The sequence below is a fragment of the Pseudovibrio axinellae genome (assembly GCF_900110875.1).
Lineage (GTDB): Bacteria > Pseudomonadota > Alphaproteobacteria > Rhizobiales > Stappiaceae > Pseudovibrio > Pseudovibrio axinellae.
The window spans coordinates 282458-300829 of record NZ_FOFM01000004.1 but is presented as its reverse complement, the minus strand read 5'-3'; the positions used below and the strand labels follow the sequence as shown (position 1 = coordinate 300829).

17 protein-coding genes and 4 tRNA genes are annotated in these 18372 nt (G+C 51.6%); all 21 read right to left on the bottom strand.

The annotated features are described in order from the left end of the window. Positions 1–41: 41 nt before the first annotated feature. The 21 genes from BMZ51_RS11765 to BMZ51_RS11665 all read right to left on the bottom strand — a co-directional run bounded on the left by BMZ51_RS11765 (position 42) and on the right by BMZ51_RS11665 (position 18226). The gene (locus BMZ51_RS11765) at positions 42–812 is read right to left on the bottom strand and encodes a biotin--[acetyl-CoA-carboxylase] ligase (protein ID WP_068001073.1); all 771 of its coding nucleotides are present in this window, start codon (positions 810–812) and stop codon (positions 42–44) included. A gap of 10 nt (positions 813–822) precedes the next feature. Beyond that, positions 823–2316, bottom strand: a complete 1494-nt coding sequence (locus BMZ51_RS11760) for an NADH-quinone oxidoreductase subunit N (protein ID WP_068001070.1) — start codon at positions 2314–2316, stop codon at positions 823–825. An 18-nt stretch (positions 2317–2334) separates the two neighbouring features. Further along, the gene (locus tag BMZ51_RS11755) at positions 2335–3864 is read right to left on the bottom strand and encodes an NADH-quinone oxidoreductase subunit M (RefSeq protein ID WP_068001066.1); all 1530 of its coding nucleotides are present in this window, start codon (positions 3862–3864) and stop codon (positions 2335–2337) included. Next, the gene (gene nuoL / locus BMZ51_RS11750; RefSeq protein ID WP_068001063.1) at positions 3864–5843 is read right to left on the bottom strand and encodes an NADH-quinone oxidoreductase subunit L; all 1980 of its coding nucleotides are present in this window, start codon (positions 5841–5843) and stop codon (positions 3864–3866) included. Before nuoL ends, BMZ51_RS11755 begins: the two co-directional genes overlap by 1 nt. Before the next feature lie 7 nt (positions 5844–5850). Next, positions 5851–6159, bottom strand: a complete 309-nt coding sequence (nuoK, locus tag BMZ51_RS11745; RefSeq protein WP_057465603.1) for an NADH-quinone oxidoreductase subunit NuoK — start codon at positions 6157–6159, stop codon at positions 5851–5853. A 112-nt stretch (positions 6160–6271) separates the two neighbouring features. Continuing rightward, entirely contained in the window at positions 6272–6886 is a 615-nt protein-coding gene (locus tag BMZ51_RS11740) for an NADH-quinone oxidoreductase subunit J (protein WP_068001061.1), read from the bottom strand. A gap of 78 nt (positions 6887–6964) precedes the next feature. Continuing rightward, positions 6965–7453 carry an NADH-quinone oxidoreductase subunit NuoI gene (gene nuoI / locus BMZ51_RS11735; RefSeq protein ID WP_068001058.1) on the bottom strand — a complete coding sequence of 163 codons (489 nt, stop codon included), beginning with the start codon at positions 7451–7453 and terminating at the stop codon, positions 6965–6967. Between the two features lie 122 nt (positions 7454–7575). Next, the gene (locus BMZ51_RS11730) at positions 7576–7812 is read right to left on the bottom strand and encodes a hypothetical protein (protein WP_068001056.1); all 237 of its coding nucleotides are present in this window, start codon (positions 7810–7812) and stop codon (positions 7576–7578) included. After that, positions 7809–8882 carry an NADH-quinone oxidoreductase subunit NuoH gene (nuoH, locus tag BMZ51_RS11725; RefSeq protein ID WP_068001053.1) on the bottom strand — a complete coding sequence of 358 codons (1074 nt, stop codon included), beginning with the start codon at positions 8880–8882 and terminating at the stop codon, positions 7809–7811. The genes BMZ51_RS11730 and nuoH overlap by 4 nt, the downstream gene beginning before the upstream one ends. 13 nt (positions 8883–8895) lie before the next feature. Further along, complete coding sequence (gene nuoG / locus BMZ51_RS11720) at positions 8896–10992, bottom strand: NADH-quinone oxidoreductase subunit NuoG (RefSeq protein ID WP_068001050.1); 2097 nt, start codon at positions 10990–10992, stop codon at positions 8896–8898. A gap of 129 nt (positions 10993–11121) precedes the next feature. Then, positions 11122–12423, bottom strand: a complete 1302-nt coding sequence (gene nuoF, locus BMZ51_RS11715) for an NADH-quinone oxidoreductase subunit NuoF (RefSeq protein ID WP_068001047.1) — start codon at positions 12421–12423, stop codon at positions 11122–11124. Positions 12424–12426: 3 nt separating this feature from the next. Beyond that, a complete protein-coding gene (gene nuoE / locus BMZ51_RS11710) occupies positions 12427–13227 on the bottom strand; it encodes an NADH-quinone oxidoreductase subunit NuoE (protein WP_068001045.1) in 801 nt (266 codons plus the stop codon). Then, positions 13227–14411 (bottom strand): NADH-quinone oxidoreductase subunit D, encoded by a 1185-nt coding sequence (locus BMZ51_RS11705; RefSeq protein WP_068001042.1) that lies wholly within the window; start codon positions 14409–14411, stop codon positions 13227–13229. Before BMZ51_RS11705 ends, nuoE begins: the two co-directional genes overlap by 1 nt. Positions 14412–14425: 14 nt before the next feature. Then, positions 14426–15028, bottom strand: a complete 603-nt coding sequence (locus tag BMZ51_RS11700) for an NADH-quinone oxidoreductase subunit C (RefSeq protein WP_068001040.1) — start codon at positions 15026–15028, stop codon at positions 14426–14428. A gap of 99 nt (positions 15029–15127) precedes the next feature. Continuing rightward, on the bottom strand, positions 15128–15712 hold the full coding sequence (locus BMZ51_RS11695; RefSeq protein ID WP_068001038.1) for a NuoB/complex I 20 kDa subunit family protein: 585 nt from the start codon (positions 15710–15712) through the stop codon (positions 15128–15130). Beyond that, the gene (locus BMZ51_RS11690; RefSeq protein WP_068001035.1) at positions 15703–16068 is read right to left on the bottom strand and encodes an NADH-quinone oxidoreductase subunit A; all 366 of its coding nucleotides are present in this window, start codon (positions 16066–16068) and stop codon (positions 15703–15705) included. The genes BMZ51_RS11695 and BMZ51_RS11690 overlap by 10 nt, the downstream gene beginning before the upstream one ends. 656 nt (positions 16069–16724) lie before the next feature. Next, positions 16725–16801, bottom strand: a tRNA-Asp gene (locus tag BMZ51_RS11685). Positions 16802–16847: 46 nt separating this feature from the next. Beyond that, positions 16848–16924: transfer RNA gene (locus tag BMZ51_RS11680), tRNA-Asp, on the bottom strand. 47 nt (positions 16925–16971) lie between these two features. Beyond that, positions 16972–17048: transfer RNA gene (locus BMZ51_RS11675), tRNA-Asp, on the bottom strand. Between the two features lie 59 nt (positions 17049–17107). Further along, positions 17108–17184 (bottom strand) — tRNA-Asp (locus tag BMZ51_RS11670). 559 nt (positions 17185–17743) lie between these two features. Further along, complete coding sequence (locus BMZ51_RS11665; protein WP_068001032.1) at positions 17744–18226, bottom strand: hypothetical protein; 483 nt, start codon at positions 18224–18226, stop codon at positions 17744–17746. Between the last annotated feature and the right edge of the window lie 146 nt (positions 18227–18372).

Below are 18372 nucleotides of genomic sequence, written 5' to 3'. Positions count from 1 at the left end.
CGCTCATTGGAAAATACCAGTGGCGCGCCTGATGCACGTCTTTAGGAAAAAAATACATCTCCGGCTGTCACCAGCCGTTCTCCGCCTTGATCGAGCTTGACGATCAGACGGCCCATTTGATCGATATCTATAAAGACACCGGAAAATTCTTCGTTACTTAAGCGGACGCGAATGGGTTTCCCCCGGCCAACGGCACGCCGCAACCATGCAGATCGTATCTCATCAAATCCACTGGCTGCTTTCCACGTCTCAAGCCATCGGGAGAAACTTTGCGCAAGCGCGTCAAACACCTGAGAGGGCTCACATCTATAGCCCATACTGCGCAAATCCGTGACCGCATAATCACCAAGGTCAGGATGATGTGACACATTCACACCAAATCCACACACAAGGCACAGCTCACCATTAGGCCCACTTTCGCTCTCAAGCAATATGCCAGAGACCTTTTGTCCATCAATGAGCACATCATTCGGCCACTTCAGTTCAGCCAAACCAATCGTGCCTGTCGCCCGTTCAACCGCTTCTCCAAGTGCAAGAGCTGCAACAAAAGGCAGCTGAACGATCTTGTCGTCCTTCATGCCAACGCGCAGCAAAACGGAGGCAAACAGATTACCGGACTCAGACGTCCACTCACGACCACGCCGGCCGCGACCACAAAGCTGTACATCAGAGCGAACCCAGAGATTTCCAGGATGTCCGTTCCGCGCCTTTTGTAAGCCATGGGTGTTGGTCGAGCCAAGTTGGTCATAGTGCTCAAAATAAAAGCCCGGCGCTGAACGCACCGGGCCTTGATCTTTTAAAATACCTGTCATGGGTCAGGAACTAGAACAGAACGCTTGCTGCATTCGCAGCAGCATTCATGATCGGTTCCGGCATGATGAAGAACAGGCCAACAACCGCACTGGAAAGACCCAGTACAATTTTCATCTCGCCGGACATTGGCAAGAATTCACCAGTTGGCTCATCAAAGAACATCACTTTGATAACACGCAGATAGTAATAGGCTGCAACAACGCTGGCCACCAGACCAATCACCACCAGTGGCACAAGGCCAGCTTCCATAGCAGCAATAAAGACGTAGAACTTACCGAAGAAGCCGATAAGCGGTGGCAGACCTGTCAAAGAGAACATAATCACAGCCAGCAGCATCGCCATTGGCAAGTTGGTCTTGGAAAGACCAGCCAGATCAGAAATCTCTTCAACCATGCCTTCTTTACGACGCATGGACAAGATGCAAGCAAACGCACCCAGTGTCATGGCAAGGTAAGCAGTCATGAACACGATCAGGCCGTGAACACCAGCTTGTGTACCCGCAGCCAGGCCGACAAGCGCATAGCCCATATTACCGATAGAGGAATAAGCCATCAGACGCTTGATGTTCTTTTGACCGATAGCAGCAAAGGCACCAAGACCCATCGATGCGATCGAGATGAACACAACGATCTGCTGCCAGTCAGTGGTCACATCACCCAGAGCTTCAATCAGCACACGCACCAGCATACCGAATGCGGCAATCTTGGGCGCAGCTGCAAAGAATGCAGTTACCGGCGTTGGTGCACCCTCATAAACATCCGGGGTCCACATGTGGAACGGAACCGCAGAGATCTTGAAGGCAATACCTGCCAGCATGAACACGATACCAAACACAACACCAAGCGATGCCCGTTCGTCAATCAACGGACCTGCGATACCAAACACAAGACCACGCGATGCCTGCTCGTCAGTCAACGCACTTGCGATACCAACAAAGTCAGTATGGCCCGTAAATCCGTAGATGAAGGACATGCCGTAAAGCAGCATACCTGAAGACAACGCCCCAAGGACAAAGTACTTCAGGCCCGCTTCTGTTGAACGCACAGAGTCACGGTTGATCGATGCAACCACGTACAAAGCAAGAGACTGCAGTTCAACACCCAGGTACATCGAGATCAGATCGTTGGCAGATAGCATCAGCATCATACCAACCGTCGCGAGCACGATCAGGATCGGGTATTCAAAGCGGTCAAAGTTTTGAGAACGTGCGTAGGCAACCGACATTGCAATTGCAAAGCCAGAACCAATCAACACCAGCACCTTCATGTACTGGGAAAATGCATCCTGTACGAAAGCACCGTTGAAGGTCGTGCCGTAATGCGGGCTAACCAGCAGGATCAAACCTGCAACAGTAAGCAGCGCAACGCAGATACCCGTTACCAGTGGAGTAGATTTCTCTCCACCAAAAGCCCCAACCATCAGCAGCGCCAATGCACCGAGAACCAAAAGGATCTCGGGCAAGGCTGGCATTAGATCAGGCATTGCTAGAAGCTCAGCAGTCATGAGTGCGCAGCTCCCCTGTTAATGGCTAGACACTGCAGCGGCTGCATGGGCACCAAGGCCACCTGCATCAAGCGCTGCATTGTAGTTTGTGATAAGGGCATCAACGGACGCGGACGTCACATCCAGCACTGCTGCTGGGTAGAACCCGAAGAAGATGGTCAAAATGATAAGCGGTGCCAAAATCAGCTTTTCACGCCCATTCAAGTCCAACATGGACTTGAGGCTTTCCTTTTCCAGCGCGCCAAAGACAACGCGGCGATAAAGGAACAACGCATAAGCAGCTGACAAGATCACACCGGTAGCAGCAAAGAATGCGACCCAGGTGTTCACCTGGAACACACCAACCATTGTCAGAAATTCACCAACAAAACCAGCAGTACCTGGCAGACCCACATTCGCCATGGTGAAGATCATAAACGCAACTGCATAGCGCGGCATGTTGTTTACAAGGCCACCATAAGCCGAAATCTGGCGGGTATGCATCCGATCATAAATCACACCAACACACAAGAACAGTGCGCCGGAGATCAGGCCGTGTGCAAGCATCATGAAGATCGCGCCTTCAATACCCTGCGCATTGGCAGAGAAGATGCCCATGGTCACAAAGCCCATGTGAGCTACAGACGAATACGCAATCAGCTTCTTGATGTCTTCCTGAGCAAGTGCCACCAGCGAGGTGTAGATGATCGCCACAACAGACAGCGTGAAGATGAATGGTGCGAACATATCGCTGGCGATTGGGAACATTGGCAGTGAAAACCGAATGAACCCATAACCACCCATCTTCAGCAGGATCGCAGCCAGAACAACAGAACCAGCCGTTGGCGCTTCCACGTGAGCATCTGGCAACCAGGTGTGAACCGGCCACATTGGCATCTTAACAGCAAAGCTTGCAAAGAAGGCCAGCCACAACCACGTCTGCATCGCTGCTGGGAATTCACTCTCATTGAGAAGAGTTGGAATATCCAGCGTACCAGCCTGCCAGTACATAGCCATAATAGCCGCCAGCATCAGCACGGAGCCAAGCAGCGTGTACAGGAAGAACTTGTAGCTTGCATAAACGCGGCGCGGGCCACCCCAAACACCGATGATAAGGAACATCGGGATAAGGCCAGCTTCAAAGAATACGTAAAACAGCACCAGATCCAGCGAACAGAACACACCGATCATCAGTGTTTCCAGAACGAGGAAGGCGATCATGTATTCTTTCACGCGGTCCTGAATGCTCTCCCAGCTTGCCAAAATACAAAGTGGCATCAGGAAAGTCGTCAGGATCACAAACAGCATTGAAATGCCGTCGACACCCATGTGGTAGGTGAAGGTTTCACCAAACCAGTTGTATTTCTCCACCATCTGGAAGCCAGGGTTCTCGTTGGTGAACCCGCCCCAGATGAACAAAGAGACGATGAATGTGAAACTCGTCGTAATCAGCGCAACACGCCGAATATTCGTTTTCGCATCTGGGTCGTCCCCCCGCACCAGCAGGATGAAGAACACACCTACCAGCGGGAGAAACGTCGTGATGGAAAGGATGGACCAGTCGTTCATTAATGAACTCCCCCACCGGAGAACATGGCCAGGGTCACGAAGAAGGCAACCCCGATCAACATGGCGAATGCGTAGTGATAAATGTAACCAGACTGCAGACGAACAACCCAACCAGTTACCTGTTGTACGCGCGCTGCAACACCATCTGGACCAAGTCCATCAATCACAGTGCCGTCACCACGCTTCCACAGGAAGCGGCCAAGTGCCATAGAAGGCCTCACAAACAGGAAGTCATAAAGCTCATCAAAGTACCACTTGTTCAAAAGGAACAGGTAGAGAGGCTTATGACGCTGTGCCAAAGCTTTAGGCATGTCTGGTTTAGCGATATAGAAGAGGTAGGCAATGATGAATCCGCCAGCCATCGCAAGCCATGGTGAAAGTTTCACGAGCCAATGCACGTGATGCATTTCTTCAATGACTGCAAGCTCACTGCTCGTACCGCCAAAGACGTTCTTCCAGAAGTGGACGTAGTCGTGACCGATGAACGCTTCCTTGAACACCATACCAGCAAGTGCTGCACCAAGTGCAAGCAACAGCAGCGGTACAAGCATAACCCATGGGCTTTCATGGATGTGTTTCATCACATCAACAGAAGCACGGGTTTTACCGTGGAAGGTCATGAACACCAAACGCCAGCTGTAAAAACTGGTCAATGCCGCTGCAAGCACAGTTGCCCAGAAGGCATAAGTGGCAAACATGTTGTGACCAACATAAGCAGCTTCAATGATCGCATCTTTGGAGATGAAGCCAGCTGTACCGATATAGGTGAACGGAATACCGAAACCAGTCAGTGCCAACGTACCAATCATCATGGTCCAGTAGGTCCATGGAATGTGCTTACGCAGACCACCCATCTTACGCATGTCCTGCTCGTCAGACACAGAGTGAATGACGGAGCCAGCACATAAGAACAGCAGTGCTTTAAAGAATGCGTGTGTGAACAGGTGGAAGATACCAACACCGAACGCACCAACACCCAGCGCCACGAACATGTAACCCAGCTGCGAACAGGTAGAGTATGCAATCACGCGCTTTATGTCGTTTTGCACGCAGCCAATGGTCGCTGCAAAGAAGGCAGTCGTTGCACCAAAGAAGGTCACAACAGTCAGCGCCGTTGGTGCAAGTTCAAAGATTGGCGCAAGACGCGCAACCATGAACACACCAGCCGTCACCATGGTCGCTGCGTGGATCAGCGCGGAAACAGGCGTTGGCCCTTCCATCGCATCTGGCAACCAGGTGTGAAGCAGGAACTGAGCTGATTTACCCATGGCACCCATGAAGAGCAACAGACAAACAACTGTCAGTGCCGCTTCAGGCATCAACTCATAGCCAAGGAAGTTCAGGACAGGCTCTTTATTCTCAAGAAGAGAAGGACCGCTGCTGAAAATCGTTGTGAAGTCGATGGATCCATATAGGTAGAAGACACCGAAGATACCCAGAGCAAAACCAAAGTCACCCACACGGTTGACGATGAACGCTTTCATCGCAGCCGCATTGGCAGAAGGTTTTTTGTACCAGAACCCGATCAACAGGTAGGATGCCAGGCCAACGCCTTCCCAACCAAAGAACATTTGCAGCAGGTCATCAGCTGTGACCAGTGCCAACATTGAGAAGGTAAAGAAGGACAGGTAGGCAAAGAACCTCGGACGATGCGGATCGTGGTGCATGTACCCGATGGAGTAGATGTGAACCAGACATGAAACCGAGTTCACAACCACCAGCATCACTGCGGTGAGCGTATCCACACGGATCGTCCAGTTAACCGCAAGATCTCCAGAGGTGATCCAGCGGAAAATTGTCACAATCTGCGTGCTCTCCGACCCAAGGCCGTATTGAAAAAACACCACCCAGGAAAGCAGGGCTGCGACGATCATAAAGCCGCTGGTGATGTACTCGCTGGCTTTGACCCCAAGCCGATTGCCGAATAACCCGACAATCAGGAAGCCAAGCAACGGCAGAAAAACGATTGCTGAAAACATCCGCCCCTCAGCCTTTCATCATATTGATGTCTTCCACGGCAATAGAGCCGCGGTTACGGAAGTAAACAACCAGAATAGCTAGGCCAATGGCCGCCTCTGCAGCTGCAACGGTGAGAACCAGGAGCGCAAAGATCTGACCAACCATATCCTGCATAAAGTAGGAGAACGCCACCAGGTTGATATTAACTGCGAGCAAAAGAAGCTCGATAGACATCAGGATCACGATGACGTTCTTTCTGTTAAGAAAGATGCCAAAGATCCCGATGGTGAATAGGATCGCTGCGACCCCGAGATAGTGCGCTATGCCAATTTCCATGGGCGCCTCTCAGTGCTCCCCGTGTTCTATTCAAACTCCGAAGAAAGAACCTTTTTCAAAAAGGTCGTCTCTTCGGTACGGATTAAGGTTTAAGACACGCGACATGCGCGCCTTATAGTCCCTTGCCACTTTCCACTTTGACCACTTCAATAGAGGTCTCAGGGCGACGGGCCACCTGTTCAGAAATATTCTGACGGCGAACACCGGGCTTGTGGCGAAGGGTCAATACAATCGCACCGATCATTGCAACCAGCAGTACCAGACCAGAAAGCTGGAACCAGTATATGTAGCGGGTGTAAAGCAATTCACCGATAGCGGCGATATTCTGTGTTTGCTCAACTGGAGGCGTAGGAGCAGCCCCCTCGCCCAGCATACCTGGCGCAATAACCCAACCGCTGATAACCATCAGCAATTCGGCCAGCAGAATGACACCAATCAAAGCACCGATTGGCAGATACTGCAGAAAGCCTTGACGCATCTCAGCAAAATCTACATCCAGCATCATGACAACGAACAGGAACAGCACCATGACCGCCCCCACGTAGACAACAACCAGAAGCATCGCCAGATACTCAGCGCCAATCAGTACAAACAACCCGGCCGCATTAAAGAAGCACAGGATGAGGAACAGTACTGAATGAACCGGATTGCGTGATGCAACCACCATGAAGGCAGAGGCCACCGCAAGCGCGGCAAACAGATAAAAAAACAGGGCCTGCAAAACCATTTTTAAGGTTGCCTTTGTCCTATTGTCTCGTCCCGCTAGACCCGAAGGCCATCACCAGACAAATCTCACTCCTCACCGTTAACGGTAAGGAGCATCCAACTCGATATTACGAGCGATTTCACGCTCCCAGCGATCGCCGTTCACAAGAAGCTTGTCCTTGTCATAGAACAGCTCCTCACGCGTCTCGGTCGCAAATTCAAAATTCGGGCCTTCTACGATCGCGTCCACTGGACACGCTTCCTGACAAAAACCGCAGTAGATACATTTGGTCATGTCAATGTCGTAGCGTGTGGTCCGGCGCGTACCATCGTTACGGCGCGGTCCTGCTTCAATCGTAATGGCCTGCGCAGGACAGATCGCTTCACACAGCTTACAAGCAATGCAGCGCTCTTCTCCGTTCGGATACCGGCGCAAGGCGTGTTCACCGCGAAAACGCGGACTTACAGCACCCTTCTCAAAGGGATAGTTGATCGTCGGCTTTGGCTTAAAGAAGTAACGCATGGCGAGAAAAAACGCCGAAACGAACTCCTTTAACAGCAACGACTTTGCGGCCTGTCCCAGTCCCATAGCCTTTACAGCCCTTTCTTGATCGAACATGCCACCAGCATGAATGATCGATTACAATCCAAGAGAACCAGAAAGTACTTCTAAGAAGTCATACTAGGTTCTCGTTACCCTTTCCTCTCGATTTAAGGAGCAATGCTAGCTCCGGCGAGATATCCGATGATCGGAATACCGATAATCGTCAGGGTAAAAATGAGTTTGCGGATCGTCGGTTCCGCCAGCTCAACCCAACTTTTCTCAGTTGGGTTGCGCTCTCTTCCTTTGTTGATGGCCGCTTCCACAAACCCCAGTAGGAGCCGGTAGTTCAACCACCCAAGATAAATTCCCATGACACCGCCGATTAACCCAGCGATGGACATCATGCTCCGAACCCACCAACCGGTGGTGTCCAGCCCATGAACATCAGTACAAAGGCAACGACGAACACCATACCAAGTGAAAGCGGCAGGAAGACTTTCCAGCCCAGACGCATCAGCTGGTCATAGCGGTACCGAGGGACCATTGCTTTTGCCATGGAGATGAAGAAGAACACCAACAGGCACTTAAGCAAGAACCAGACAATTCCCGGAACCCAAGTGAATGGAGCAATATCAACCGGAGGCAACCAGCCACCCATGAACAGGATGGTCATCAGCGCACACATCAGCGAGATGGCAACATATTCACCCAGCATGAACATCATGTATGGGGTTGAACCGTACTCAACCATGAAGCCAGCAACCAGTTCAGATTCCGCTTCCGCCAGATCGAATGGCGGACGGTTTGTTTCAGCAAGAGCGGAAACAAAGAACACCACGAACATCGGGAACAGCGGCAACCAATACCAGTTCAAGATAGACAGCCAAGGAACGCCCAGCATATGAGCAAGCCCGCGAGCCTGCTGCGCATAAACGATCTCGGTCAGGTTCAAAGACCCCACGCAAAGCAGCACGGTCACAATCACAAAGCCGATAGAAACTTCGTAAGAAACCATCTGCGCTGCCGAACGAAGCGCTGACAGGAACGGGTATTTGGAGTTGGACGCCCAACCCCCGATGATCACGCCATAAACTCCAAGAGAGCTGATCGCGAACACGTACAAAATACCCACGTTGATGTTGGCAATCACCCACCCGTCTGCAACTGGAATAACAACCCATGCAGCAAGCGAGAGAACCACTGTGACCAGCGGTGCAAACAAAAACAGGAACTTGTCAGACCCCGATGGGATCACTGGCTCTTTCAAAACGAATTTCAAAAGGTCAGCAAAACTTTGCAGCAAGCCCCAGGGGCCAACCACGTTAGGACCACGACGGATCTGGACAGCAGCCCAGATCTTACGGTCAGCGTAAAGGATGTAGGCAACGATCAGCAGCAGCACGACCATCAACAACACGCTCTGTAAGAGCATGACGATCAGCGGCCAACCATAATCCCAGAAAAAACTTTCCATACTCACCGTCCCCTTATTCCGCCGCCTCAGCTCGACGCTGCATGGCGAGTGCTGAACACTCCGCCATCACCGCTGAAGCTCGGGCAATCGGGTTGGTTAGATAAAAATCACTGAATGCCTGCGCAAAGCCAGAGCCGCTCATGGTGCCACCAACAGCGGAAAGCTTGGATACATCCGAAGCCACGCCAGTTGCGATACAACCGCTATTTGCCATGTGTGGCACAGCTGTTGTGAGAGCACTGCGAAGCTGCGCAAAGCTGTTAAAGGCCAGAGGCTGACCAAGTGCGCCAGACAGCGCACGAATAATCGCCCAGTCTTCACGAGCATCACCTGGTGGGAATGCAGCGCGATTTGCAAGCTGAACACGGCCTTCCAGATTCACGTAAGTGCCTGGCTTTTCCGTGTAAGCTGCAGCTGGAAGAATAGCATCAGCGCGGTGTGCACCGCGATCGCCATGGGTACCAATGTAAACGACGAATGCATCACCGAAGGAGGCCATGTCCAGTTCATCTGCACCAAGCAGGAACACAACATCGACGTCACCTTTGGCAGCTGCATCTTGAATACCACCGGTATTCAGACCGCCCTCACCCGGAACGAGCCCGATATCAAGACCACCAACACGGCTTGCAGCAGTGTGCAGAACGTTAAAGCCGTTCCACTCATCACTCACAGCGCCAACGCTTTCAGCAAGCTTGGCCGCGTTTGAAAGAATAGCCGCCCCGTCTTCACGGGCAATAGCACCTTCACCAACAATGATCATTGGCCGCGACGCAGTCTTCAAAACCTCAGCAAAAGCATGCTTGCCAGAAACGATGTCAGCAAGTGTATCTGCACCAGCACCCAGGTAGTCCACGTCATAGGTCAGGTCTGCAGGCTGGCCAATCATGCCAACCTTCACCGCGCCGTGACGCCATGCCTTGCGAATACGAGCATTGAGAACCGGCGCTTCGACACGTGGATTAGCACCCACGAGAAGAATTGCATCAGCATCTTCAATACCTTCTACCGAAGAGTTAAACAGATAAGTCGTGCGGCCAAGTGATGGGTCAAGCTGAGCGCCGTCCTGACGACAGTCCATGTTTGCAGACCCGATGGACTCCATAAGAGCCTTCAGAGCAAACATGTCTTCAACAGAAGCAAGGTCACCAGCAATCGCAGCAGTTTTTGAACCACCAGCAGCTTTGACTTTTTCAGCAACGACCTTCAGCGCATCACTCCAGCTCGCCGCAGCCAGCTTTCCGTTCTGCTTTACATATGGGCGATCCAGACGCTGTGTCTTCAAACCATCCCAGATGAAACGGGTCTTGTCAGAAATCCATTCCTCATTCACCTCTTCATTGAGGCGAGGCATGATGCGCATAACTTCTTTACCGCGTGTATCAACACGGATAGCAGAGCCAAGGGCGTCCATCACGTCAACGCTCTCTGTCTTCACCAGCTCCCAAGGACGAGCATTAAACTCGTATGGGCGGGAAGTCAGAGCACCAACCGGACAAAGGTCAATCACATTGCCCTGTAGTTCAGAGGAAAGCGCTTCTTCAAGATACGTGGTAATTTCAGCGTCTTCACCACGGCCAATCAGCCCCAGCTCAGAAACACCGGCAACCTCGGTCGTAAAGCGAACACAACGGGTGCAGTGAATGCAGCGCGTCATGATCGTTTTCACGAGCGGGCCAATGTATTTATTTTCAACCGCGCGCTTGTTTTCCACGTAACGGGAACTATCTACACCGTAAGCCATGGCCTGATCTTGAAGATCACACTCACCGCCTTGGTCACAGATAGGGCAATCCAGCGGGTGGTTGATCAGGAGAAACTCCATCACACCTTCACGCGCTTTCTTCACCATAGGAGACTTCGTAAAGACCTGTGGCGGCTGCCCTTCCGGCCCCGGACGCAAGTCCTTAACACCCATTGCACAAGAGGCAACCGGCTTTGGCGGTCCACCTTTTACTTCCACAAGGCACATGCGGCAGTTACCAGCCACAGAGAGCCGGTCATGATAACAGAACCTTGGGATTTCCGCGCCGGCCTCTTCACAGGCCTGCATAACGGTATAATCCGCAGGAACTTCAATCTCTTTGCCGTCGACGACAATCTTGGTCATGCGTTGGCGTCCTCACCCTTTGCTTCTTCGCCAAGAGAGGCTTCAAGAAGCTCAGTCACTTAAAATCCATTCGGCTTTGCTTTAGAAACCGGCAGCGCATGTCGCGCGCCAGCTCTAAAAGCACAAGTCTTACTCTGCTGCGATCTTATCGGTCGGCATACGCTGCGTGGCAACGAACTGGTCGATCCGGTCTTCAATCACAGGGCGGAAGTTCTTGATCAAACCTTGAATAGGCCATGCAGCTGCATCACCAAGCGCACAGATCGTATGACCTTCTACCTGCTTGGTAACCTTGAGCAACATGTCGATCTCTTCATAAGAGCTCTCGCCCTTCACCATCCGTTCCATCACGCGCCACATCCAGCCCGTGCCTTCACGGCAAGGTGTGCACTGTCCGCAGCTTTCGTGCTTGTAGAAGTACGATAGTCGAGCGATCGCCTTGATGATGTCCGTTGACTTATCCATCACGATCACGGCAGCGGTTCCCAGCGAGGAACCAACATCACGCAGACCATCAAAGTCCATCTTGGCATCACGGATATCTTCGCCCTTGACACAAGGAACAGAAGAACCACCCGGAATAACTGCCAGCAGATTGTCCCAGCCACCACGGATACCACCACAGTGCTTTTCAATCAGATCCTTGAAGGAAACGCCCATCGCTTCTTCAACGGTACAAGGACGCTCAACATGCCCGGAAATACAAAATAGTTTTGTACCGGCGTTGTTTTCACGGCCAATTCCAGAGAACCAGGCACCGCCGCGCTTCAAAATGCTCGGCGCAACAGCAATGGATTCCACGTTATTCACGGTTGTCGGGCAACCATAAATACCCATGTTCGCAGGGAACGGAGGCTTCAGACGCGGCTGACCTTTTTTACCTTCAAGGCTTTCAAGCAATGCGGTTTCTTCACCACAAATGTAAGCCCCTGCACCGTGGTGCACGTAGATATCAAAGTCGTAACCGTTCTTGTTGCTTTTGCCGATCAGGCCAGCATCATAGGCCTGATCAATGGCAGCCTGCAGGCGTTCACGTTCGCGAATAAACTCGCCGCGCACGTAGATGTAAGCTGCAATAGCACCCATCGCAAAACCAGCAACCAGACACCCTTCAACCAGATGGTGAGGATCATGACGCATGATTTCACGGTCTTTACAGGTGCCCGGCTCGGACTCATCTGCATTGACCACAAGGTAGGACGGACGACCATCACTTACCTTCGGCATGAAGGACCATTTCAGGCCAGTCGGGAAACCCGCACCACCGCGACCACGAAGGCCAGAGGACTTCATTTCGTCGATGATCCAGTCACGACCTTTTTCGATAATCTCTTTGGTACCTGACCATGATCCGCGCTGACGGGCTCCTTCGAGCCCCCAGTCATGCAAACCATAAAGGTTGGTGAAGATACGATCAGAATCGTTCAGCATCGCTTATCCCTCACCTTTCGCTTTGGCTTCCTCAGCCTTGCGGTGACGTTCAATGAACTCCGCAAATCCTGCCTCAGCAGGGCGTGGAATACCTGTATAACCAGCACCGCCAGTGTTCAAAGCATCACCTGCATGATGGCGTGATGCCGCGTCAGAGCCCTCAACAACAACTGCTTCTTGAGGCGCACCCTTAGTGGTGTCCTCAATACTCAGCAATGTGGTTGGGCCACCTTCTGGAGCTGCAAAGATACGATCAACGCCTTGTGGGCCTGGCAGAACAGGCTTGCCGCCTGCAATGTCATCAAGAAGCTTTTCAAACTTCTCAACGTCCAGATCCTCATAGAAATCTTTGAAGATCTGCACCATCGGCGCGTTCACGCAAGCACCAAGGCACTCAACCTCTTCCCAGGAGAAGTTTCCATCCTCAGAAAGGGTATGAGGTGTCTCAGAAATCTTGCTCTTACAGACCTTAACAAGCTCTTCAGAGCCGCGCAGCTGGCAAGGGGTCGTGCCACACACCTGAATGTGGGCTTTCTTACCGACCGGCTGCAGCTGGAACATGGTGTAAAAGGTTGCCACTTCCAAAACGCGGATACGAGGCATATCGAGCAACTCAGAGATCACACGGATCGCTGGCTCGGTCACCCAACCAACCTGCTCCTGCGCACGCCACATAACCGGAACAACAGCAGATGCCTGCCGTCCCTCTGGGTAGCGCTCAATAACTTTTTTCGCCCACGCCAGGTTCTCTGGTGTGAACTCAAAGGATTCTGGCTGTTCGTGATGAAGACGACGCACTGACATTACCGGTCAATCTCCCCAAATACGATATCGATGGAACCGATGACAGCGGCAACGTCAGCCAACAGATGGCCGCGGCACAGGTAATCCAACGCCTGCAAATGCGCAAAGCCAGGAGCCTTGATCTTGCAGCGGTAAGGCTTGTTGGTTCCATCGGAAACGAGATAGACGCCAAATTCGCCCTTAGGCGCTTCAACGGCAGCATAAATCTCGCCCTCAGGGACTTTATAGCCTTCGGTGTATAGCTTGAAGTGGTGGATCAAAGCTTCCATGGAGCGCTTCATCTCGTTGCGCTTAGGAGGAACAATCTTACCATCGGCAGAAGAAACAGGGCCTGTTTCCTTACCCAGCATCTCAAGACACTGCTTCATAATGCGCACAGATTGGCGCATCTCAAACATACGGATCAGGTAACGGTCATAACAATCGCCGTTTTTGCCGATTGCAATCTCGAAGTCCATTTCATCATAGCACTCGTACGGCTGCGATTTACGCAGATCCCACTTCGCGCCAGAACCACGAACCATCACACCGGAAAAGCCCATTGCCCAGGCTTCATCAAGATCAACAACGCCAATATCAACGTTACGCTGCTTAAAGATACGGTTGTCGGTCAAAAGACCTTCGATGTCATCGAGTGTCTTCAGGAACGGATCACACCAGTTCCACATATCGTCGAGCAAAGCTTGCGGCAGGTCCTGATGCACACCGCCTGGACGCACGTAAGCGGCGTGCATTCGTGCACCACACCCGCGTTCGTAAAAGCCCATTAGCTCTTCACGTGGCTCAAAGCCCCACAGCGGCGGCGTCAACGCACCAACGTCCATAGCCTGCGTTGTGACATTCAACAAATGTGAAAGCAGACGACCAATTTCGGAGTAAAGCACACGAATGAGAGAGCCACGCTTTGGCACTTCAATACCAAGCAAGCGCTCTACAGCAAGAGCATACGCATGCTCCTGGTTCATTGGTGCAACATAGTCCAACCGATCAAAGTAAGGCACAGCCTGAAGATAGGTCTTGTGCTCGATCAGCTTTTCAGTACCCCGGTGCAGCAAGCCGATGTGCGGGTCAACGCGTGTAACCACCTCACCGTCCAGTTCAAGAACCAGACGAAGCACACCGTGCGCCGCAGGGTGCTGCGGACCAAAGTTAATATTAAAATTTCGTACCTGAGCCTCAGCCATTCTCTACCCGTGCCTCAGTTCGATGCTTTTTCATCACCAGGGAGCGCATAATCAGCACCTTCCCATGGAGAGAGGAAATCAAAACTACGGAATTCCTGAGTGAGCTGAACAGGCTCATAAACAACACGCTTCTTAGTGTCGTCGTAGCGAACCTCAACATAGCCCGTCAAAGGAAAGTCCTTACGAAGCGGGAAGCCGTCAAAACCGTAATCGGTAAGCAAGCGCCGCAGATCTGGGTTGCCGGAGAACAGGATGCCGTACATGTCGTAGGCTTCACGTTCAAACCATTCAGCACCCCTAAAGATGGGAATAACAGAAGGAACGGGAGTGGTTTCATCTGCCTGAACCTTCACGCGCACACGAAGGTTCTGAACGGGAGACAGCAGGTGGTACACAACGTCGAAACGTTTTTCCCGAGCCGGATAGTCTACACCGCAAAGATCAACCAGCGCTACAAAACGGCACCGCGCGTCATCGCGCAGGAAACGTAAAACACTGATAATCTGTTCATGGGACACATTAAGAGTGAGATCGCCAAAAGCAACCGACCAGCCCTCAATTTTATCTCCAAGCGTGAGCTCGATAAATTCGCCGAGTTCGCTAAGTGTCTCGTCCATTACCTTGTTTCCTATAGGTTGGACATCTCAAACATGACAGGGTGACCCCTGCCAGCAATGTCGGAAAGGCCGTGCGCCAGAAAGCACACGGCCTGTAAATTATCTCTCAATCGTACCAGTGCGGCGGATCTTCTTCTGCAGCAGCAGCACACCGTAAAGCAGCGCTTCAGCAGTTGGAGGGCAACCCGGCACATAAATGTCAACCGGCACAACCCGATCACACCCGCGCACAACAGAGTAGGAATAGTGATAATAGCCACCGCCATTCGCACAGGATCCCATTGAGATCACATAGCGAGGCTCAGGCATCTGATCATAAACCTTGCGAAGCGCAGGAGCCATCTTGTTGGTCAAGGTGCCAGCAACGATCATCACATCAGACTGACGCGGGGAACCACGCGGCGCAAAACCAAAGCGCTCAGCGTCATAACGCGGCATGGACATCTGCATCATTTCAACAGCGCAACATGCAAGGCCGAATGTCATCCACATAAGCGAACCGGTACGAGCCCAATGAATAAGGCTTTCACTAGACGTAACCAGAAACCCCTTATCAGAAAGCTCATTGTTCACATTCATGAAAAATGGATCATTCTCGCCTACAGGACGACCTGTATTGGGATCAATGACCCCCTTTGGCGCTTGTGAAACAGCAGGCTTGGAGCCGTCAGAGATCAATCCCATTCCAGCGCTCCCTTCTTCCATTCATAGATGAACCCAATTGTGAGCACGCCCAGGAAGATCATCATTGAGATGAAACCAAACCAACCCAGCGCACCGTAGGCAACCGCCCACGGGAAAAGGAAGGCGACTTCGAGGTCGAAAATAATGAAGAGGATCGACACCAGATAAAACCGGATATCGAACTTCATACGTGCGTCATCAAAAGCGTTAAAGCCACACTCGTAGGCAGAGAGCTTTTCAGAATCTGGATTCTTAAAAGCAACAATGAACGGGGCAATCAGAAGCGCGAGGCCAATAACGAGGGCAACACCGATAAAGACGACAATAGGGATGTACTCCCTGAGGAGGTCTTCCATTTGAATATCCGTCCCTGGACGTAACAGGTCATGCGACCAATAAAACTCTTGGTGCACTGCATACACTGCAGAAAGTAGGGCGTAACATCAGGAAGGCCACCCTAGAATCCGGTGTATCTAGTCGCACCGCAACGCACGATTAGCTTAGCCCCACAATCTGCGCAAGACCTTACAACGGAGTAAATCGGGTCGCTAAGAGTGCCTTACGCCACGAGAACATCATAATCGCCGCCATGCAGGACAAAAAAACCGCTAAAAACCTAGAGATATATTTTATGAGTATTACCCTCATATTTGCATAGAAAAATGACGATTTCTAACAATTGCTTGGGAAAACTACTCAAGATCTAGAAACAGGAAGCAAAGGAGCTCAAAAGAACTGCGCATTAATACGTAAATAGCCTAAATGTCTATATTGAAGAGTCGCAGGACAATAACCATGAGAACTAAGTTTTGACTCAGAAATTGAGCAAAACAAGGGCGACGAAAGAGCCAAACACCCCTTCCCTCGGATTTTATAGCCCGCCAAATCTCCGAGAGGATTCAATTCATTTCAGCGAAAAGAAAATGCAGTAAATCCTAAGTAAAACCACAACGCGAAAGCGCGGCGCACCAATTAAGGTGAACACCGCGCTTTTCGAGATCATTAATGAAAGTGGCGCGAGTGACGGGACTCGAACCCGCGACCTCCGGCGTGACAGGCCGGCACTCTAACCAACTGAGCTACACCCGCAACTCTCATTATGTCTTCGTTACAGCAACATCTTCCCGATGGGAAGTGGCGCGAGTGACGGGACTCGAACCCGCGACCTCCGGCGTGACAGGCCGGCACTCTAACCAACTGAGCTACACCCGCAGCTGCAACTTAGTGTTTGGATCAAACCGACACCTCCTAAAAGGAAGTGGCGCGAGTGACGGGACTCGAACCCGCGACCTCCGGCGTGACAGGCCGGCACTCTAACCAACTGAGCTACACCCGCTCAATCCAAACGTACCTTCAACAACACTACAAAGCGCCGCACCATCCTTTTAAAAAGAATGGCGCGAGTGACGGGACTCGAACCCGCGACCTCCGGCGTGACAGGCCGGCACTCTAACCAACTGAGCTACACCCGCTTGGGTCAGCAACGTTGTGTCGTTGTTGGTGGCGCTGATGTACGGCGGGGACGGGTCCAAGTCAAGCGAAGTTGGAGGCGGTTCACGAGTTTTTCCTGAATAACCTGTTTTCACTGTGATATTTGGACTAATTGAGCGTTCAGATGTGGAAAACAAGCCCCTCACATTACGCTTTATCCCCTTCTGCGCGCATTGATTTTTTGCTTAGCATTCGAAAAAATCATTTTTGAAGAACGCGGAAACTACAAACCTTCTCCAAAAAATACAAATTAGGTATTTGTAGGCATCAAAGAAATGCGTTTTTTTGAAGAAAGACCCGTAACTTTCATAGGGTTAAGGCAAAGAGTAGCAGCAACCTCCTCGCGCCCAACACCAAAACCACTTACGCTCACTTAAAAAAACACCACTCGCATCAACCAAGGCGCTCAGGCACCCACCCGCACACTTTCAGCCATGGACCTGCAAAGCGCCACTTACTTGGGATACAAGCAAAAAAGACAGCCCCATAGAAGGAAGGCTGCCTTTCTTATCAAAGCAAGCGTGAAGATCGAGCTGAAAGCTACCAGCCTTCACGAACACGCACGACCCACGCGGTCATAAACCCAAAGATCATATGCCCAACAAGTGAGGCCCATGTGAGCTGAATGAAGCCAAGGAACGGTGGCAGACCAGCAAAAATGTGCGCCATGATATAAAGCGCAAAGACCCATAAACCGACACCAAAGCACAAACCGACAAACCACCATGGCAGCGGCGGAATAATCACGCGCGCCAGAGGACGAGCGATATAAAGGTATCCGATGGGGTAAAACACAACACCAACCACCGCATGAATGACTTCTGCAAGGAAGAGATCTCGAAAACCAAACACCGATTGCACCAGCGCAGCAGGCTGAAGCGGCCCGCCCACCCAAAACGGGGTAATGAACCGCGCCCAGATTTCCCAGCTCACATCTGCAACGATACCAGCCAGAAGAATTGTTCCGAGAGTATGCCACACCAACGGTGGGCAAATGGGATGCTTGTGACTTGAACCACTCATTCAGCTAAAACTCCGCGAAGTTATGCATCTTTGAAGCCAAGGAGCTAAAAATGCAATCAGTCAAACCCGCCATTATCCTAGGGAACCGCCCCAGCAACAACAACCCATAGATTTAACTCCGCAGGCTACTACCCCTAGCTTAGCGA